The organism is Gammaproteobacteria bacterium (genome assembly GCA_013001575.1).
Lineage (GTDB): Bacteria > Pseudomonadota > Gammaproteobacteria > Steroidobacterales > JABDMI01 > JABDMI01.
Genome location: JABDMI010000097.1, coordinates 1 through 17,346, shown reverse-complemented (window position 1 = coordinate 17,346; position 17,346 = coordinate 1). Strand labels below are relative to the sequence as shown.

15 protein-coding genes and 1 pseudogene are annotated in these 17,346 nt (G+C 46.5%); 9 read left to right on the top strand and 7 right to left on the bottom strand.

The window, feature by feature from the left end; genetic code table 11:
* Positions 1-284: 284 nt before the first annotated feature.
* From HKN88_08120 to HKN88_08105, 4 genes are all read right to left on the bottom strand, one after another.
* Positions 285-671, bottom strand: coding sequence for a hypothetical protein (locus HKN88_08120; GenBank protein NNC98025.1), 387 nt, complete (start codon positions 669-671; stop codon positions 285-287).
* Positions 672-945: 274 nt separating this feature from the next.
* Positions 946-1,239 (bottom strand): hypothetical protein, encoded by a 294-nt coding sequence (locus tag HKN88_08115; GenBank protein NNC98024.1) that lies wholly within the window; start codon positions 1,237-1,239, stop codon positions 946-948.
* A 401-nt stretch (positions 1,240-1,640) separates the two neighbouring features.
* On the bottom strand, positions 1,641-2,087 hold the full coding sequence (locus tag HKN88_08110) for a hypothetical protein (protein ID NNC98023.1): 447 nt from the start codon (positions 2,085-2,087) through the stop codon (positions 1,641-1,643).
* Positions 2,088-2,400: 313 nt separating this feature from the next.
* Entirely contained in the window at positions 2,401-2,985 is a 585-nt protein-coding gene (locus HKN88_08105; GenBank protein NNC98022.1) for a DUF1294 domain-containing protein, read from the bottom strand.
* 211 nt (positions 2,986-3,196) lie between these two features.
* On the opposite strand from HKN88_08105, the gene HKN88_08100 reads away from it, so the two are divergent.
* The 3 genes and pseudogenes from HKN88_08100 to HKN88_08090 all read left to right on the top strand — a co-directional run bounded on the left by HKN88_08100 (position 3,197) and on the right by HKN88_08090 (position 5,534).
* Entirely contained in the window at positions 3,197-3,649 is a 453-nt protein-coding gene (locus HKN88_08100) for an isoprenylcysteine carboxylmethyltransferase family protein (GenBank protein NNC98021.1), read from the top strand.
* Between the two features lie 169 nt (positions 3,650-3,818).
* Positions 3,819-4,418, top strand: a pseudogene (locus HKN88_08095) (glutathione S-transferase family protein).
* A 303-nt stretch (positions 4,419-4,721) separates the two neighbouring features.
* Positions 4,722-5,534 (top strand): glutathione peroxidase, encoded by an 813-nt coding sequence (locus HKN88_08090; GenBank protein NNC98020.1) that lies wholly within the window; start codon positions 4,722-4,724, stop codon positions 5,532-5,534.
* Between the two features lie 127 nt (positions 5,535-5,661).
* Here HKN88_08090 and HKN88_08085 read toward each other — a convergent pair whose 3' ends face one another.
* The 3 genes from HKN88_08085 to HKN88_08075 all read right to left on the bottom strand — a co-directional run bounded on the left by HKN88_08085 (position 5,662) and on the right by HKN88_08075 (position 11,935).
* A complete protein-coding gene (locus HKN88_08085; protein NNC98019.1) occupies positions 5,662-8,055 on the bottom strand; it encodes a S8 family serine peptidase in 2,394 nt (797 codons plus the stop codon).
* A 425-nt stretch (positions 8,056-8,480) separates the two neighbouring features.
* Complete coding sequence (locus tag HKN88_08080; GenBank protein ID NNC98018.1) at positions 8,481-10,232, bottom strand: S8 family serine peptidase; 1,752 nt, start codon at positions 10,230-10,232, stop codon at positions 8,481-8,483.
* A gap of 395 nt (positions 10,233-10,627) precedes the next feature.
* Entirely contained in the window at positions 10,628-11,935 is a 1,308-nt protein-coding gene (locus HKN88_08075; protein NNC98017.1) for a diguanylate cyclase, read from the bottom strand.
* Between the two features lie 299 nt (positions 11,936-12,234).
* On the opposite strand from HKN88_08075, the gene HKN88_08070 reads away from it, so the two are divergent.
* From HKN88_08070 to HKN88_08045, 6 genes are all read left to right on the top strand, one after another.
* Positions 12,235-12,696, top strand: a complete 462-nt coding sequence (locus HKN88_08070) for a DUF1499 domain-containing protein (GenBank protein NNC98016.1) — start codon at positions 12,235-12,237, stop codon at positions 12,694-12,696.
* An 83-nt stretch (positions 12,697-12,779) separates the two neighbouring features.
* Positions 12,780-13,703, top strand: coding sequence for an oligopeptide ABC transporter permease OppB (gene oppB / locus HKN88_08065; protein NNC98015.1), 924 nt, complete (start codon positions 12,780-12,782; stop codon positions 13,701-13,703).
* Between the two features lie 11 nt (positions 13,704-13,714).
* Positions 13,715-14,629, top strand: coding sequence for an ABC transporter permease subunit (locus HKN88_08060; protein ID NNC98014.1), 915 nt, complete (start codon positions 13,715-13,717; stop codon positions 14,627-14,629).
* A 9-nt stretch (positions 14,630-14,638) separates the two neighbouring features.
* On the top strand, positions 14,639-15,640 hold the full coding sequence (locus tag HKN88_08055) for an ATP-binding cassette domain-containing protein (GenBank protein NNC98013.1): 1,002 nt from the start codon (positions 14,639-14,641) through the stop codon (positions 15,638-15,640).
* A gap of 49 nt (positions 15,641-15,689) precedes the next feature.
* The gene (gene oppF / locus HKN88_08050) at positions 15,690-16,673 is read left to right on the top strand and encodes a murein tripeptide/oligopeptide ABC transporter ATP binding protein OppF (protein ID NNC98012.1); all 984 of its coding nucleotides are present in this window, start codon (positions 15,690-15,692) and stop codon (positions 16,671-16,673) included.
* A gap of 206 nt (positions 16,674-16,879) precedes the next feature.
* Positions 16,880-17,346, top strand: a 467-nt coding sequence (locus HKN88_08045; protein ID NNC98011.1) for a paraslipin, incomplete at its 3' end; no start/stop codon positions are given.

Sequence of the window (17,346 nt, the reverse complement as noted above, 5' to 3'; positions counted from 1 at the left end):
ACCAGTGCTTGCGATGCCCAGGCGTAAAATACGTCCCGAATTAACTATCACTGTACCTGAAAATTTCTGTAATCCTGGTAATCGTTAAATCGCTTTAGTTAGGGTAAAGCAGAAACCCGTTAGAAGCATTGCTTTTTCAACAGTGCATCACTTGCATCGACATTAAAGCAATAAAAAACGCCGTCTTCCCGACAGGGCATTTGCCATGACCGGGAAGACGACGTGTTTTATACATCGAGTTGTTTTGAGCTTAGCTAATGCAAGAATTAGCCAGCTACTGATGATTACATGTTTTTCAGCTTTTTAACGATAGCCTTTTCCATTGCATCACGATCTTCCAGGCTTTGCATAGGTTTTACTTTCCAGCTAAACACGCCCCAGGCGGGTAAGTCCCGCAACATTTGATCAACCTCACTGTGTGAGTCTGCTTCTACAAGCATGATCAAAGTGCGAGAGCCAGCCGGAAATCCCACGTACTTGATCTTTTTTTGTTTTTTCAGTTCTTTGAGCATCGCAAAGGTTGGCAGAATCCCTTTTTCCAAGACCATCACGGCCTCATCGGGATCGGTGAAACCGGGTCCATCTGTGGTGCTGACGATATACATATCAGCGGCGAGTGGAGCACTACAAAAAAGGCTGATTAATAAGGCGGTGAGGAATTTACTTTTCATGCTGCTTCTCCAATGGTAGTCAAAAAAGAGAACAGCATGTCAAATTTTGTCAGGCTGTTCTCATGTGATGAAAAATGATAGCGAACTATCACAGCCTATGCTTGCACGATGTGGCAATGTTTCTCCTCGATAGGGAGAACTTCGAATATGCAAATTTTACTCCTTCAGTTTGGATTTGTCTGTAACGGATGTATTACAGACAGTAAGACTAATTATTACACTGAGTCTAAATGTCAGTTAAAAATTATTTGACATTTAATGGGTGTAGAATTTCTTACGTCTTGGAGTTTTTATTGTTTTTATCTTCAGGTTTGGCCTGGTAATGTTCCGGAAATTTTGGATAAATATTCTCAAAATCTTTCAGGCTTTGATTGGTGAGGTACCGGACAATAAACACCAGGGCAATAATGCTGAATACGGTCAGACCACCAAAGAACAGAACATCATCCATGGTGATCTGGCCATTAATGTGTGGCTTGTCTTCGGCGAATACCGAAAAAGCACAGCATGCTATTGTTAAAAGCGCGGTTGTTGCCAAAGCAAATTTTCTGATTGAATAGTGTGGCATAAATATAGGTCCTTTATATTTTATTGAATAATGTCTTGTTGTTGGATACGCAAATTAAAGGCTAAATCTTCAATGTCGTGGTGACTCTTAAGTGGGGCGGGTGACTTGGTTATTGCCCTAGTCCATTGTGGGGGTGTATTTTATACTGTTTTGCCTGGCTTAGCGATAGCTGAGAGTATTCCGTATATACTCGATAATGTACATTGTATGGCTAAATAAAAGGTGTTTAAACTTGGTATTACAAACTAAAACCAATATTACCAATCTGTGTAGGATTAATCTGATATTTGTGCCAGATGACAGCCAGAGCTTTGAAATACAAATCCTTGTGAAACGAAAACAACTCAAATATTTTGGTATAGCTTGGCATGGTCGTCATTAATTACGCTGACGTTGTTATCCTAGTATTTAGTGCGTAATTTACTGAAACCCCACAAACGCATGGATTTAATGAATTTGGTGATAAACAATTCTTTGATTGACGGCGAGACACCGGAACGGAAATGGATATGATGCAAATTCAGTTTCCTGATCCGGTCGCTGTTGTTGTCGGCGGTAGCAATGTAGTATTCATGTTGTTTAATGTGACGGCGGAAAAATTTATAGGCACTGCTGGGATGGTGTTCCTCGTAACTGATCACCGTGGGGCTACGCCAGTTTAGGGTGTTACGTGTACGCGGTTTGGCTTCAATTGTTCCAACCGGGGCAGACACGCCGGCAATGACTCCGGCTAGACTTTTGAAAGGACGCTTGGCCGTACGCCGAAAATGCCCATCGGTGGTGGTCTCGTAGATCGAGATCACGTAATAGCCATTCATGTCCTGGAGAACTGGAATACTGGTGATCAAGGTATATCCCAAATGAGTTAAGTTACCATCAAGATATCAAAAGTACCACACAGTAATTTGATGCAGATCAAGTATTCAAGCAACTAGCCTTATTTGCATAAATTCACGAATTAATAAACTTCGCCTATCGACAAGACAAAGAGTTGTCATTTTAAACGTCTTGGGACGACAGAAAGATAGTGAAATCGTAGTGATAGATCGGAGTTTTTTAGAGTAGTATAAGTTTAAATGACCATTTGGGCTCTTTTACTTTTTTTAAAAAGTAAGACCCATTTGATTGGGAGTGTTGTCAGGCGTCATCTTTGCTTACCGCTTAATTAGCTAATTTCTGGATTAATATAAGTACCTTGTCCCATTCCTGCCAGTAAATCCAGAATAATCCTGCTTGGATAATAACTATCACCCAATACATGATTTTAAATGATTTTTTCATGGTCTTGTGCCGGAAAAACTTTTGTGCCGCAAAAGCAGCCGGTGAACCCCCAAGTAAAGCGAATAAATGCAGCCTATCTTCTGGCACTCTGGCCTTATGCGTGCCAGCCACTGATTTATCATAGCCATACATTAAAAAGGTGCTTACATTGATAACGACCAAATAAACTGGTAATAATCCGGTCTTGCCATATGTATATGCTCCAACAAATGATGCTGCAGTTATGAGTAAAGACAGTACAACAAAGGTGGTAAAAATAGTTTTATTAACACTAGAAGACTTAACCGAAACAGCTGCTAAACCCTTGGGGGTTTCTTGCACCTCAAAACTCACTGTCTGCCCAGATCTTAACTTTCTGGCATTATTAACATTTTTAATATGTACAAAAATATCATCTTTGAATTCATCACAACGAATGAATCCGTAACCTTTGGAAGCATTGTATTTTACTACTTTACCTTGCAAAATATATCCATTGTGTTTTAGAGTTTATTCGTAGAGAGAATTATTATAAAAACTATTATCTAATTATATTTAGTCATGGTGAATTCTACAGGAAAGTCTATGGTCTCTGCTTTTTCGTGGGAATGAATGACAAAATCCAATTTTTTTACAGCATGCTGTATTATTAAAAAGATGGTGTCGGAATCAGGCAACTCAATGCTAGAATAAGCCTATGCATCTTAAACTACCGCCCCCTGTGATCACTTTTTTTGCCGCTGTAATGATGTTTGGCATTCATATGTGGGTGCCTGTAGCCAGGCTCACCCTTGAGCATCGTAAACCGATTGCGATGTTGTGGATTATTTGCGGTGCGGCGTTGGCAATTGCCGGTATTGTGCAATTCGCGAAAGCCAAAACCACTATTCACCCCCTTGAACCGCAGAAAGCCAATGTCCTGGTAGTGCACGGTATTTACCGCCACACGCGTAACCCGATGTATCTTGGGTTGGTGTTGGTTCTGATCGGTTGGGGCATTGCCTTATCCAATGCCGCCGGATTTGTGGTGATTCCCTTATTCATGTGGTACATGACTGTGTTTCAGATCAAGCCCGAAGAAGCGGCTTTGCAGGAAAAATTTGGCGAAAGCTTTAGTAATTATTGCCAACATGTACGACGCTGGGTTTAGAGTAGCAGAATCCTTCAAGTCGACGATTTTTTGCTATCTGGTAATTTCATCCCGGCAATATATATATCAGACCTAATTCGCACTTAGTCCCCCTGAAAGGCCATAAAATAAGGGGCGACTAGGGTATAAATATGCTAAATTAGTCGTCCTTTTCCACTCGCGGCCCTGCATGTTCAAACTTTACGGCGATCTTAATTCGGGTAACTGCTACAAGGTTAAACTTTTGTTGCATTTGCTGGATATTGAGCACGAATGGGTGGATGTGGATATTCTGAAAAATGAAACTCACACCGAGGAGTTTCTAGCGATCAATCCCAATGGCAAGATTCCGGCCCTGGTCATGCCGCGTGGTGATGTGTTGTGGGAATCAAATGCCATTTTGAATTATCTCGCGGATGGCACGCGCTTGTTGCCGAGTAAGAAATTCATTCGTTCCAAGGTCTTGCAATGGCAGTTCTTTGAACAGTACTCGCACGAACCGTACATTGCAGTGGCTCGTTACATCAAAGTGTATCTGGGCATGCCGGATTCGGAAAAAGCACGTTACGACAGCGTAATGCCCAAGGGTTACAAGGCTCTGGATGTGATGGAAGAGCATTTGGCCAAACACACCTATTTTGTGGGCGACTTTTATTCGATTGCCGACATATCTTTATACGCCTATACCCATGTGGCCGAACAGGGCGGATTCAATCTGAAAAAATACCCGTCGATCATCAACTGGATGTCGCGCATCGAGTCGCAATTAAAACACCAGACCATGCAAGATTTTATCGGCACCAGTACGCGTAAAAAGCGCGCTGAAAAACGCTTGCGTGAATCGATTAGCGAAATGTCGGGCTCGTACGAAGCATTAAATACCGCTGCCAAACAAGTGCGTGCACGTATTGCCGCTGAAGACGCAGGTGCCGTGAGTGCATCGGTTGCAGACATAAAAGAAGACGAGGTTGATGCGTTTGAGGATGCAGAAGAAGTGCCAAAACGGCGTGGCTTTGTTCGCGATATTCTGGGCATGCTCGGACGACGAAAAGAAAAATCCCGGGCGGATCAAGAATTGTTTATGTCTGCCACTATGGATGAGCTCAATGCCTATAAAGCAGGCCTGGGTGTTGCGCCTGATAGTGATAAAAGTCCGGACAACGTAACAACCCCCGAGCAAGACGCCCAAACATCCTTCTCTAATTCGTCAGAAAACATTGCAACGCAAACTGATTCGAATACTCCCGGTCCTGATAACAAAACAGATGCAAAAGAACAGTCCAAGCACAGTTCCGAAGATGCTTCCAAAGCAGATATTTCAAATGCTGAAGCAGAACAAAATGCGAATGCCGAGACAAGCAGCGAAAATGAGACTGACAAAGATTTCGAAAAAGCACCAGCTGAAGTCAAACTGGATAATTCACGCAGTATTCACGAGCTCATGATCAGTGACATCGACGGTAAGGAAATTGCCTTTAAAGAATATAAAAATCGTGTGGTGATGTTGGTTAATGTTGCCAGTGAATGCGGTTATACCCCGCAGTATCGTGGCCTGCATGTGTTGCATGAAAAATACCGCAATCGGGGATTTACGGTAATAGGCGTCCCGTGCAATCAATTCGGTGGGCAAGAACCGGGTCGCGAGGCTGAGATCAAAGCCTTTTGTCTGGTCAATTACAATGTGATGTTTCCGCTGACCAGCAAGATCGAGGTCAATGGTCCACGCCAGCACCCCTTGTACGATGTGCTCACCGGCGCCGACGCCGAATACCCGGGCGATATAAGCTGGAACTTCGAAAAATTCCTGATCGGTAAAGACGGCAAGGTCATCAAACGTTATGCTCCGGCGGTGGAACCCACGTCATCAGAAGTCATTCGCGATGTGGAAAAAGCCTTGGGGCAATAAAATTTCCATTTATTGACACTATAAGTTTTTCTAAGCAATTTGTTCGACTAGTTTGCTCCGGCTTGGGAATTTACATAAAAAAACCCGCACATGGCGGGTTTTTTGACTATGACAAATCAAACAATTGTTATGGCTTAATAGTATTAGTATAGGCAGAATCTCCAGTTCCGTTAAAAGCCTTTACTCTGTACTTGACGTTCGATTCAGGGTTCGTATCGGTATACGTTGCTATATTTGCTCCTACAGTTGCATAACTTGCGAAAATGCAGGATTTCGATTTTCCTTTGCCAGTTTCAATGCATCGTTCCACGACAAACCCATCTTCATTGTCAGCATTATCGGTCCAGTTCAGGGTGACAGAAATGATCGTAGCTTTTTTACCCTTACCTTCTTTTACGCTATTTGCAGTTAAATTGGTGGGCGCTGCTGGCACTTGTGGCGTGTTTGATGCAGTAACGGTTACTTCTTCATTTGTGAAAGTATCCGTTAATCCGCCATCGTCGGTCACAGTCAGTACTACAGTATAAGTTCCTTCTGCTGCATAGGAGTGGTTAGGATTGGTGCTTGTTGAACTACCGCCGTCACCAAAGCTCCAGGAATGTGAAGCGATAGTGCCATCTGAGTCACTGCTGCTATCAGTAAAGGTGCAATCCAGATCGGTGCAATAGACAGTGAAGCTGGCCGTTGGTGACACGTTTGGCACAGGCTCGTTCACAGTAACAGTCTGGGAAGTGCTGTCACTGGCACCATCGCTGTCGGTCACGGTCAGGGTGACGCTATATGTGCCGGCCTCCGAGAAAGTATGACTTCTAGACACACCACTGTCAGTATTGCCGTCACCGTAATCCCAAGCGTAACTAGTGATATTGTTATTCGTATCTGTGCTGCCTGAGGCGTCAAAATCACAAGCCAGATCATTACATGTTGCACTAAAGCTGGCGACCGGAGGTTCATTAACCGGCGGAGTTCCACCACATGCAGATGTTGCCAGGAAATCGTACGCCGCTTTGGCTTTCACGATGCCATGACCGTAAAAACGATCGGGGCCGTTGCTTCCCTGGTCTTCTGCAGAAGCTTTAAGAGCGTCGCGAATGTCTTCACCAGTACAGTCTGGATAGTTTGACCACACCAGCGCCGCTACCCCGGCCGCAGTCGGGGTGGCCATGGATGTGCCACTGAAGTAATCGTAAGCGCTACCAGTCACATCCACTGTGGCCGTAGATGAGTTGAGTAGGGCTGGACCATCGGCTTGTGCTGCAGACACCACTGGAATACTGGTGTTATTTGTTGCGCCTAGGGTGCCATTGAAATTACCAGCCTGATTGTTGTAAATAACCGCGCCAATGCCACCAGAGTTTTCACAGTTTAAAGTTTTGTCATGAAACGAAATGTTGCCACGTTCGATAATACAAATCTTGCCATCAGCGCCATTGTCAGTTGCATTACCCAGACCAAAGTTATAAGTTGCTGCAGTGGCATTACCTTCATTTTCCATTGCATTTACCGAATACGTTGTTCCATCTGCCACCAGACTGGCATTTACCCCGCCACCCGAAGGGACGGTCGATAAAGTGGACACACCCCCGGCCGAGAGTTCAACGCAGTTGGTGCCAGCGGTATTACAACTCGGGTACTGGGAAAAACTGGCGATATTGTTGTCGGCATCAACCGCACCAACCATAACGATCGCGTCGTAACCAGCGGGATAAGAGCGGATGCTGTTGCCACTATTACCTGCGGCTGCCAAGACCAGACCGTCATTGGCAACAAAATTCTCAAAGGCATTTTCTTCGGTGCTATTGGCACCTCCGCCACCCAGGCTCATATTAATCACATTGGCGCCAGCGGCTGCACACAAATTGGCCGCATGTGCGAGATCAGAGGAGTAACCCCAACCTGCGTCGTTGAATACTTTAATAATATGCATCGGGACGCCCGGCGCCATGCCGATCACGCCGAAATTGTTATCTTCAGCACCCACGGTACCGGCCACATGAGTTCCGTGTGGGCCACCATCGGCGTCCCAGTCACCCGTACCCGAGTCGTTATCGCCGGTGATCACGCCCCAGTCAAAATCGTTATTACGTCCGCCAGTCTCGCCTTGCTTACCCGCGATGCCCGAATCGATCACACAAACTTTCACGCCACTGCTTTGTAAATTTACCTGATCCGCCTGGGCCTGGAAATATCCATAAGGAGTTACCTGAGTGACATTCGGGTCACCGGCACTGTCGTTATAGATTGCCATGGGAAAGCGTTTGGGATCGATTTCGATCGACTTGATGCCACCTTTGGTTTTTAAAGCTTTTTTACCAGCCTCATCCAGCTCTATGGCAAACCAGTCATCGCCTTCCACTTTGATGCGTTTTTTGTTTTTAAATTCTTTTTTCAGCGAATTGGCTTTTGGACTTTTATCGTGTTTCACAATATAGCGTTCAGGTGCTTCTGCTTGTACCGACATGCCCATGGCAATGAGCGAAGCAATACATATGGATTTAAGTATGGGAAGTGAATTATTCAAAACGATCTCCTCTTAGTCCTATTTCGAGTAACGTGATTTTATTATTGTTAATCTATTTTTCTTATTTTGAAGTGCGGGCCACTAACGTGATAATTTCAATACATCTTTTTATCAGACTCTGACTCAAAACCGAAGAGTGAAAAGCAAAAACCCCCAATTAAATTAGTTACATATGAAACTGGATTCACTTTTGCACTCCGGAAATCGGCTTAAGTGTCTGTTTTAAATGAGAATTTAAAATTATATTATAAACACTAAATTGCATTTAACTGATCCGAATTTTCAACAATACGCACGAGGAAGCATGATAAAAAAGTTCATTTTGCGAACCACTTTTTGGTTTCTGTCATGCTAAAAACGGTCAATAATTTAAGCAAAAAAAACCCCGCACCAGGCGGGGTTTGCTTTAGCTTGGGACAGAAATTTTACAAAGTGAAGTCCGGTGCACAGGTCGTGGTGCCCGCTTCACATACACTGATGGTGTACGTAGTGCGTTTATCGGCCCCACTGAATGAGGCTGCACCATCATTGGCTTCAGTAAAACCCTGCCCACTGATGGAGATGTCTACATTCGAGCTGCTAAAACCAGACCAGGTGATATTTAATTGCGAACCACCTTTGGAGCGTGACCCATCCGCGGTCAGGTCACCCGATGGTGGTGGCGGTGGAGGTGGTGGAGGCTCGCCGCCGCCACAAGCGTTTGCGGTTAAATAATCACTGGCATCTTTGGCTTTAACAATTCCGTAGCCAAAGTAGTCATCACGACCCGAAGCGCCTTGATCATCAGCCGTTGCTTTAAGTGCTGCTCGAATCTCGGAGCCGGTGCAGCTCGAATGATTTGACCAGACCAGAGCAGCCACTCCCGCTACAGCAGGGGTCGCCATGGAAGTACCACTCATGTAACCGTAGTCACTCGCACCGGATTCTATACTTGCCGTAGTTGAACCAACAATTGCGGCACGATCTTCCAGGGCCGCCCCAACTATCGGGAATGTAGCCGCTGTCCCGGTGATATCCATATACACCACACCCGACACATTGTTGACCACGATTGCGCCAATCCCTCCGGACGCAGCACAATTATCCGCTTTGGCCGCAAAAGAGATAGCGCCGCGATCGATGACACAGATTTTACCCAAAGCACCCGCATCAACGGCTTCAGCAGTTCCCATGAAATGGGTTTCACCGGAAACCGTGCCCGTATTATCGGTGGCAGCCGACGCAACGCCTGCACTATCCACCGTTAAACTGGAAAGTGATGCCAAGCCCGCAGGGTACGTGGATAACGTGTCTACCCCTCCAGCGGTCACCTCTACGCCATAACCATCGTCGGTTTCGGTGGTACGTTTTTTGCCACGCCCGGTGGTGATTGTGTCTGAAGGGAATTGTGAGAAATCGGCAATATTGTTATCACCATCGTTCGCACCGATCATCATGACCGACTTATAACCGGCCGGATAAGAACGCACACTGTTGCCGTCATTGCCGGCTGCTGCCAAGACCAGACCACCGCCGTTGGTGAAATTGATGAAGGCATTTTCTTCGGTACTGTTGGCAGCGCCTCCACCCAGACTCATGGTGATAATATTAGCACCAGCCGTATCACACAGACTGGCCGCGTGAGCCAGGTCAGAAGAATAGCCCCAACCGGAGGCATTGAAGACTTTGATGATGTGCATCGGAACACCCGGAGCCATACCCACTACGCCATATCCATTATCGGCTGCACCGACGGTGCCAGCAACGTGAGTGCCGTGTGGGCCGCCGTGTTCATCCCAGTTGCCTGTTCCCGAATCATTGTCACCTGTGATATTGCTCCAGGTAAAATCGCTGTTCGACATGTCCAGACCGGAATCGATCACACACACTTTCTGACCGGAGCCCAGAGTGAGTTGATTGGCTTGTGATTGGTAGACTGCATATGGAGTCAACTGTTGGGTGACCGGGTCACCGGCGTCGTCGTTGTAAATTCCCATAGGAAAACGTTTCGCATCGACTTCAATCTTTTTGAAGCCTTTTTTCATTTTAATAGCGCTTTTGCCTTTCTCATCCAGCTCAACGGCAAACCAGTTTTTGCCTTGTGCTTTTACGGCATGACCTTTTTTCAGATCTGAGGAATTACTGTCGTAAGTAATTATGTATCTTTCTTTATCACCAGCCTGGGCACTGAGTCCCATTGCCAGCAGGGTTGCTGCACATAATGTTTTTAGTATTGGTGTGGATTTTTTCAAGGTCGCCTCCAGGGAGAAATGACATAAACAAGGATAAAAAAAGACAAAAACCGCTCTAGGGTTTTTGCAAAAACAAGACGACGTTGTAGCAGAATCGATACACAAACCGAAGAGAGATTCGTGAAAATACATAATATTTATAGTTACAAATGTAACTAGATTGAAATCGGGCTTTGATTATGGAGTGTAACTTATTGTTTTAACAGTGAATATATATTTATAATATTTATAATTTTTATGAATGTCAATTTTGCTTACTTTATATGCATTCAAGGCAAGATTTTTTTGGGATTTTTTTATTTGCGTAAGACCGTGCTTTTGTGACAACGCTGTCGATGCAATTAGCCGTTTTTTTGCTGATACATATTCTGGTCAGCGACATCGATCCAGGCGTCCAGACTTTGCATGGTGTAATCCAGCTCGGCAATTCCGGCGGCAAAATGCAATCGCAGTATCTTGCCATCTTCAATACTGGTATCAAAAGACTGCGGTGCCTTGTTTAAAAACTGAATGGCGTTGTCACCCGTGGTTCCTGGTAATAACAACAGGAATTCATCACCGCCCATACGGCCAAGCACATCCGATTCACGGATACGCTCTTGCATGGTTTGCACGAAATTTTTTAACACCATGTCACCGGCCAAATGTCCATGGTCATCATTCACTTCTTTAAAACGATTGAGATCGATATAGATAATACTTGCCGGAATTTCGTAGCGCTTGAATTGATAAAACGAATTGGCAATATTTTTTAATATGGCGCGACGATTCATGGCGCCAGTCAATGGGTCGTACTGGTTCAGGCGCGTGACTTGTTCGTACGCTTCCTGCAATTCCTGATTCAGGGTTTCAAGTTTTGAAGTGTAAGTCACGCGCTCGGTCATATCGCGGTGTGTGCCAAGTACAAAGCGCGCCTCACCGCGTGCGTCGCGTAGTATTGTGCCGCGGTCTTCAAGATATCTTACACTGCCATCTTCGTGCAACAAGCGAAAGTTATGCACATAGCTGTCGTTCTCGCCTGGACCATTCTCGATCAATTCACGAACCTTTTCCTGGTCATCCGGGTGCACACGATCCAGGAGATTATTGGCTTCACCACTTGCCACTTGTTGTTTACTGATACCCCAGGTATCCAAAAAGGCCTGATTTACGTAATGCAGGGTTTTCATATCGATACTGGCAAGCCACACAGTGGTGGGAACATTTTCTGCAATAGTCTCGAATAACTTGCGATCGTATAAGGCATCGGGTTTATCTGTCAAAACCGAACTGGCGGGTTCGATCAAAGCAATCAAATACGGGGTAGGGTATTGCGAGCTGCCGAATACGCTTAATAACAAACGTACATTCTTGATGTATCCCTTGGCATCAAAACAGCGTAATTCCAGATCCAGTTTTTTGCGGGTGTAGTCCAACACTTCCTGCACCGCGCTGTCCAGGGTAGCGCGATCCTCGGGATGCACGATATCGTCCAGGTTTAGGGTTTTGAGGTCTGTATCTTTATAACCAAGTAATTCTTGTAAGCGCCGGTTGGCACGCAGAAAACGTTTGCTGGTATCGAGATAAGCTATACCAATTGCGGCATAGTCAAAGATCCCGATATCAAGTACCGTGGTGGCAAGTTCAGCTTGTGGTGGTTTGCTGTCCATAATGGGTTTTGTAATTGATATTGCCAGCAGCTGTTGTTCACAAGATAATCAGAATAGCAGCCTCAGGGTTTAGTGCAAGTAAACGGATGCATAAGGCGAGCAAATTATGGGCCATACGGACACTCGTACATCGCTTCTTGGTGTTATGTTAGCGTTGTCATGGGCTCCGGTTAAGCCTGTACATGTTTAATTTAACAACAATCCAGGATGTCAGTCTGGGCAATTGACCCTTGAGCTGGGCTTTCCAGACCTGAATCCGATATACTAACGGGCAATCGGAATACAGGGATTTTGCGATTATGCTTAATATTTTTCTAATTATTTTATTTTTACTCGCAGCGGCGGTATGTATCTTGTTTATTAAACGCGGAAAAGCATCCAGTAATAATAAAGCGATCGGGGTTATTGATGGCAAGCTGGCGCCATGCAGCAGTAAGCCTAATTGTGTGTGTAGTGAGTTTCCAGACAACGCTTCGCATTATGTTGAGCCCATTAATGTCAAAGGGGTGAATACCGGCCAGCATTTTTATCGCTTGCGAAAAGCCATTGAAGCGTGTGGTGGAAAAATTCAGATAGACACCGACGATTATGTTGCTGCAACTTTCACTTCAAGAATATTCAAGTTTGTGGATGACGTGGAGATTCGTCTGGACAAAGAAGCACAAAAATTGCATATCCGTTCAGCCTCACGCGAGGGATTTAGTGATCTTGGTGTGAATCGCAAACGCGTTGCAAAAATAATCGACGCCTATAAACGATAATAAAAGTAGCGGCACCCGGGTTCGTTGGGATCAACGAATCGTATACAGGTTTGTTAACTAAATGATTGACTGAGGAGTCAGATTTGCTGATTTATTCCCTGAAAAGACTGTTGAGTGCATTGCCCACTCTGTTCATTATGATCGCAGTCGCATTTTTCATGATCCGGGTTGCCCCCGGCGGGCCGTTTGATACCGAAAAGAATCTGCCGCCCGAGATCGAAGCCAACTTACTCAAAGCCTACAATCTCGATAAACCCGTGCATGAACAGTTCTGGGATTATCTGGTTAACTTGTCCAAAGGCGATTTTGGCCCATCCTTTCAATATAAAGATTACACCGTAACGGAATTGATCCAGACCGGGTTTCCGGTTTCGATCAAGCTTGGCCTGAGTGCAATGTTGCTGGCACTGTTCTTCGGGATTCTTGCGGGCACGATTGCCGCGGTTAAACAAAACAGTAAGACCGATCACGCCACAATGTTTTTTGCCATGACCGGGATCTCAATACCCAACTTTGTAATGGCGCCAATTCTAATTCTGGTATTTGCGGTGATGTTGAAATGGTTACCCGCCGGTGGCTGGGGCGGGGGCGATTTGCCTCACATGGTGTTGCCCGTAATTGCTCTGGCCTTGCCCCAGATCGCCTACATCTCGCGACTCACCCGCGGCAGTATGGTGGAAGTGTTACGCAGTAATTTCATTCGCACGGCACGCGCCAAAGGATTATCTGAACGTGCGGTAATTTTCAAACACGCCTTAAAACCCGCCTTGTTACCCGTGGTGTCTTATCTGGGTCCGGCCACCGCCGCTATCCTGACCGGCTCCGTGGTAATTGAACAGATCTTTGGCGTGCCGGGTTTAGGCCGCTACTTTGTACAAGGCGCTTTGAACCGAGACTACACTCTGGTGGTCGGGGTGATCGTCTTTTATGGCGCTTTGATCATTGTGTTTAATTTCCTGGTCGACTTGATCTACGGCATCCTGGATCCGAAAGTGAGGTACGCATGAGTACACAATTAATGGATGAACAGGCCAAACGCCTGTTAGAGATCGCTGCACAAGAAGCCGAAGTTAAAGGACGCAGTTTATGGTCAGACGCCTGGTCGCGTTTGTTGCGTAACAAAGCGGCAATGACCAGTGTAATTATATTGAGTCTGATGACCCTGGCGGTTGTGTTCGGGCCAATTATCATGAAAGCCCTATTCGGGTTTACCTTTGATCATGCCGACTGGGACCTGATCTCGGCCGCACCGAGTTTGAAAACCGGTCACATCTTCGGTACCGATGCGATCGGACGTGATTTGTTTGTGCGTACTTTGTATGGCGGACGAATTTCCTTATTGGTTGGGGTCGTGGCAACCCTGGTTTCACTCGCGATCGGAATCACCTACGGTGCAACCTCCGGATTTTTGGGCGGGCGTGTTGATAATCTAATGATGCGTTTTGTCGACATTCTTTACACCGTGCCGTTTATTTTCCTGGTTATTTTGTTGATGGTATTTTTTGGTCGCAACATTGTGTTGATCTTTGTGGCCATCGGTGCGATCTCCTGGCTGGATATGGCGCGTATCGTGCGTGGTCAAACCTTAAGTCTAAAAGGCAAAGAGTTCATTGAAGCTTCGCGCGCCATTGGCGTGTCAACCCCGGCGATTATTCGTCGACACATTATTCCGAATTTACTTGGCATAGTGGTGGTGTACATCACTTTAACCATTCCGCGAGTGATTCTGGTCGAATCCTTTTTAAGTTTCCTCGGACTCGGGGTGCAAGAGCCCATGACCTCCTGGGGCGCACTGGTGAACGAAGGTGCGCAGGAAATGGAAAGTGCCCCCTGGATGCTGATCTTCCCCGGCGTGTTCCTGGCCATGACCCTGTTTTGTTTTAACTTCATCGGTGACGGCTTACGTGACGCACTCGATCCCAAAGACCGCTAGGCCGACGTCATGACCACACCTTTATTACAAGTGAAAGACCTACAAGTCGAGTTCGAGACCGGCGACGGCACTGTGCGTGCGGTGAATAATCTGAATTTTGAATTAATGCCCGGCGATGTGCTCGGTATCGTGGGTGAGTCCGGGTCGGGTAAAAGCCAAACGGTGTTGAGTTTAATGGGCTTGCTTGCTGATAACGGCAAAGCCTCGGGTAGTGTTTTATATCACGACCGTGAAATTCTCAATTTGCCCAAAAAAGACCTTAACCAGATCCGCGGCGAAAAGATCTCAATGATCTTCCAGGACCCGATGACCTGTTTGAACCCTTATGTGAGCATTGCCAAACAAATGGCCGAGGTCCTGATCCTGCACAAGAGCATGAGTTTTGCCGAGGCGCGTCTGGAATGTATTCGCATGCTGGATGCGGTACGCATTCCCGACGCGGCCAAACGTGTCGACATGTATTCGCATGAATTTTCCGGTGGCATGCGACAACGCGTGATGATCGCGATGGCTTTATTGTGCAAGCCGGATCTGCTGATCGCTGATGAGCCGACCACGGCCCTGGACGTGACGGTGCAGGCGCAGATCCTGGACTTGATGACCGATCTGAAAAACGATTTTAATACTTCGATCATTCTGATTACCCATGACCTCGGGGTGGTCGCGGGTATTTGTGACGATGTACTGGTGATGTATGGCGGTCAGGTGATGGAACACGCGCCACTCGAAGAGATCTTTTATCGCCCGCAACATCCCTATACCGAGGGCTTGTTGAAATCCATTCCGCGGCTTGATGAAACCGAGCACACACGTCTGGCCACCATACCGGGTAACCCGCCCAACTTGTTGCATCTACCGGCAGGTTGCCCATTCTACGCGCGCTGTGAATACCGTTTGGAGCAATGTGAAAATATTCGTCCGCAACGTCGCGAGCTGAACGCTAAACATGACATCGCCTGTCACCTGGAAGCCTTGGCGTCTGCCGAAAAAACCACGGAGATACTGGTATGAGACAGGTCCAGACTGGTGCTTGCATAATTGAATTCTTGGAGTGTAGAGCGTGAGTGAATTATTAAAGATCGAAAATCTCAAAGTGCATTTCAATCTGGGTAAGGCTTCAATGTTTGGCGAGCCTCGAATTCTAAAAGCCGTGGATGGCGTGAGCTTTTCCCTCAAGCCGGGTGAGACCCTGGGCGTGGTGGGCGAATCCGGTTGCGGTAAATCCACTCTGGCGCGCGGCATACTCGGTCTGGTTCCGGTCACCGACGGGGTGGTCACCATGTTGAGTGATAATCTCACCGACCTGAGTAAAAAAGCCATGCGCGCCAAACGCCAGGACCTGCAGGTAATTTTTCAAGACCCGCTCGCGTCACTCAATCCGCGCATGACGGTGGGCAATATTATTGCTGAACCTTTGCAGATCTATTTCCCCGACTTGAGTAAAGCGGAACGCGTGGCCAAAGTAAAAACGGTCATGGCTAAAGTGGGTTTGTTGCCGAACCAAATTAATCGTTATCCACACGAATTTTCCGGCGGTCAATGTCAACGCATCGGTATCGCGCGCGCCCTGATCCTGGAACCCAAACTGATTATTTGCGATGAGCCGGTGAGTGCTCTGGATGTGTCCATTCAGGCCCAGATCATCAATCTGCTCATGGATCTGCAACAGGAAATGGGTTTGTCCCTGATCTTTATTGCCCACGATCTCAGCGTGGTACGTCATATCAGTCATCGCGTGCTGGTCATGTACCTGGGCCGCGCGGTAGAAGTTGCTGATCGCGATGACCTGTATCGCAAACCCCTGCATCCCTATACCCAGGCACTGATCTCGGCTGTACCGATTCCGGACCCGGAAAAAGAACGCAATAAAACCCATCTGATCGTGGAAGGTGATCTGCCGTCACCGCTCAATCCACCAAGCGGTTGTACCTTCCGCACGCGTTGCCCGCACGCAGTCGAGCAATGCGCTTTGCAAAAACCGGAATTACGCAGCATTTCCGGTCACGAAGTTGCCTGTCACCTGGTCGAAGAAATTAATAATTAATTGTGCGGTTTGTCATTTGAGCGGAAAAAGGTTCAAATTTTCAAAATATCACGCCCCGCTTCATTAGCAAATGCTGCGCTCATCCTGTCGCAGCATTTTCGTTCAAATAATTCCCCCAAATGGAACTTATAGCTCTATAATCAGTCGAAACGATAACTTTGCAAATGTATTGCAGGGTTTTTTATAAGTGTAAATAAGGAGTAGAAATGAACGCCAGTCCCGGAAGTATCATCGGTTTAGTTCTCTTGGGTTTTATTGTCATCACCTTTTTCAAAGGGATGCAAAGTGTCAAGCAGGGTTATGAATTCACAGTGGAACGTTTTGGTCGTTTACGCAAGGTACTCAAGCCTGGCTTGAACTGGATCGTGCCGTGGTTCGATCAAGTCGGTCGCAAGATCAACATGATGGAGCAAGTCATGGATGTGCAATCACAGGAAGTGATCACCCGCGATAACGCGGTAGTGCGAGTTGACGGTGTCGTGTTTTATCAAGTACTCGATTCGGTCAAAGCCGCGTATGAGGTCACTCGCCTTGAGTTATCCATTCTTAACCTGGTCATGACCAATATCCGTACCGTGCTCGGTTCCATGGATCTGGATGAGTCCTTGTCCAAACGAGACGAGATCAATGCCCGCTTGCTTGCCGTGGTTGATGAAGCCACCGCGCCCTGGGG

Excerpts from the sequence above, each read along its gene's own strand:
- HKN88_08120 (NNC98025.1), bottom strand. The coding sequence starts at position 671 with ATGAAAAGTAAATTCCTCACCGCCTTATTAATCAGCCTTTTTTGTAGT.
- HKN88_08115 (NNC98024.1), bottom strand. The coding sequence starts at position 1,239 with ATGCCACACTATTCAATCAGAAAATTTGCTTTGGCAACAACCGCGCTT.
- HKN88_08100 (NNC98021.1), top strand. The coding sequence starts at position 3,197 with ATGCATCTTAAACTACCGCCCCCTGTGATCACTTTTTTTGCCGCTGTA.
- HKN88_08090 (NNC98020.1), top strand. The coding sequence starts at position 4,722 with ATGGATGAGCTCAATGCCTATAAAGCAGGCCTGGGTGTTGCGCCTGAT.
- HKN88_08080 (NNC98018.1), bottom strand. The coding sequence starts at position 10,232 with ATGGGACTCAGTGCCCAGGCTGGTGATAAAGAAAGATACATAATTACT.
- HKN88_08075 (NNC98017.1), bottom strand. The coding sequence starts at position 11,935 with ATGGACAGCAAACCACCACAAGCTGAACTTGCCACCACGGTACTTGAT.
- HKN88_08070 (NNC98016.1), top strand. The coding sequence starts at position 12,235 with ATGCTTAATATTTTTCTAATTATTTTATTTTTACTCGCAGCGGCGGTA.
- HKN88_08060 (NNC98014.1), top strand. The coding sequence starts at position 13,715 with ATGGATGAACAGGCCAAACGCCTGTTAGAGATCGCTGCACAAGAAGCC.
- HKN88_08055 (NNC98013.1), top strand. The coding sequence starts at position 14,639 with ATGACCACACCTTTATTACAAGTGAAAGACCTACAAGTCGAGTTCGAG.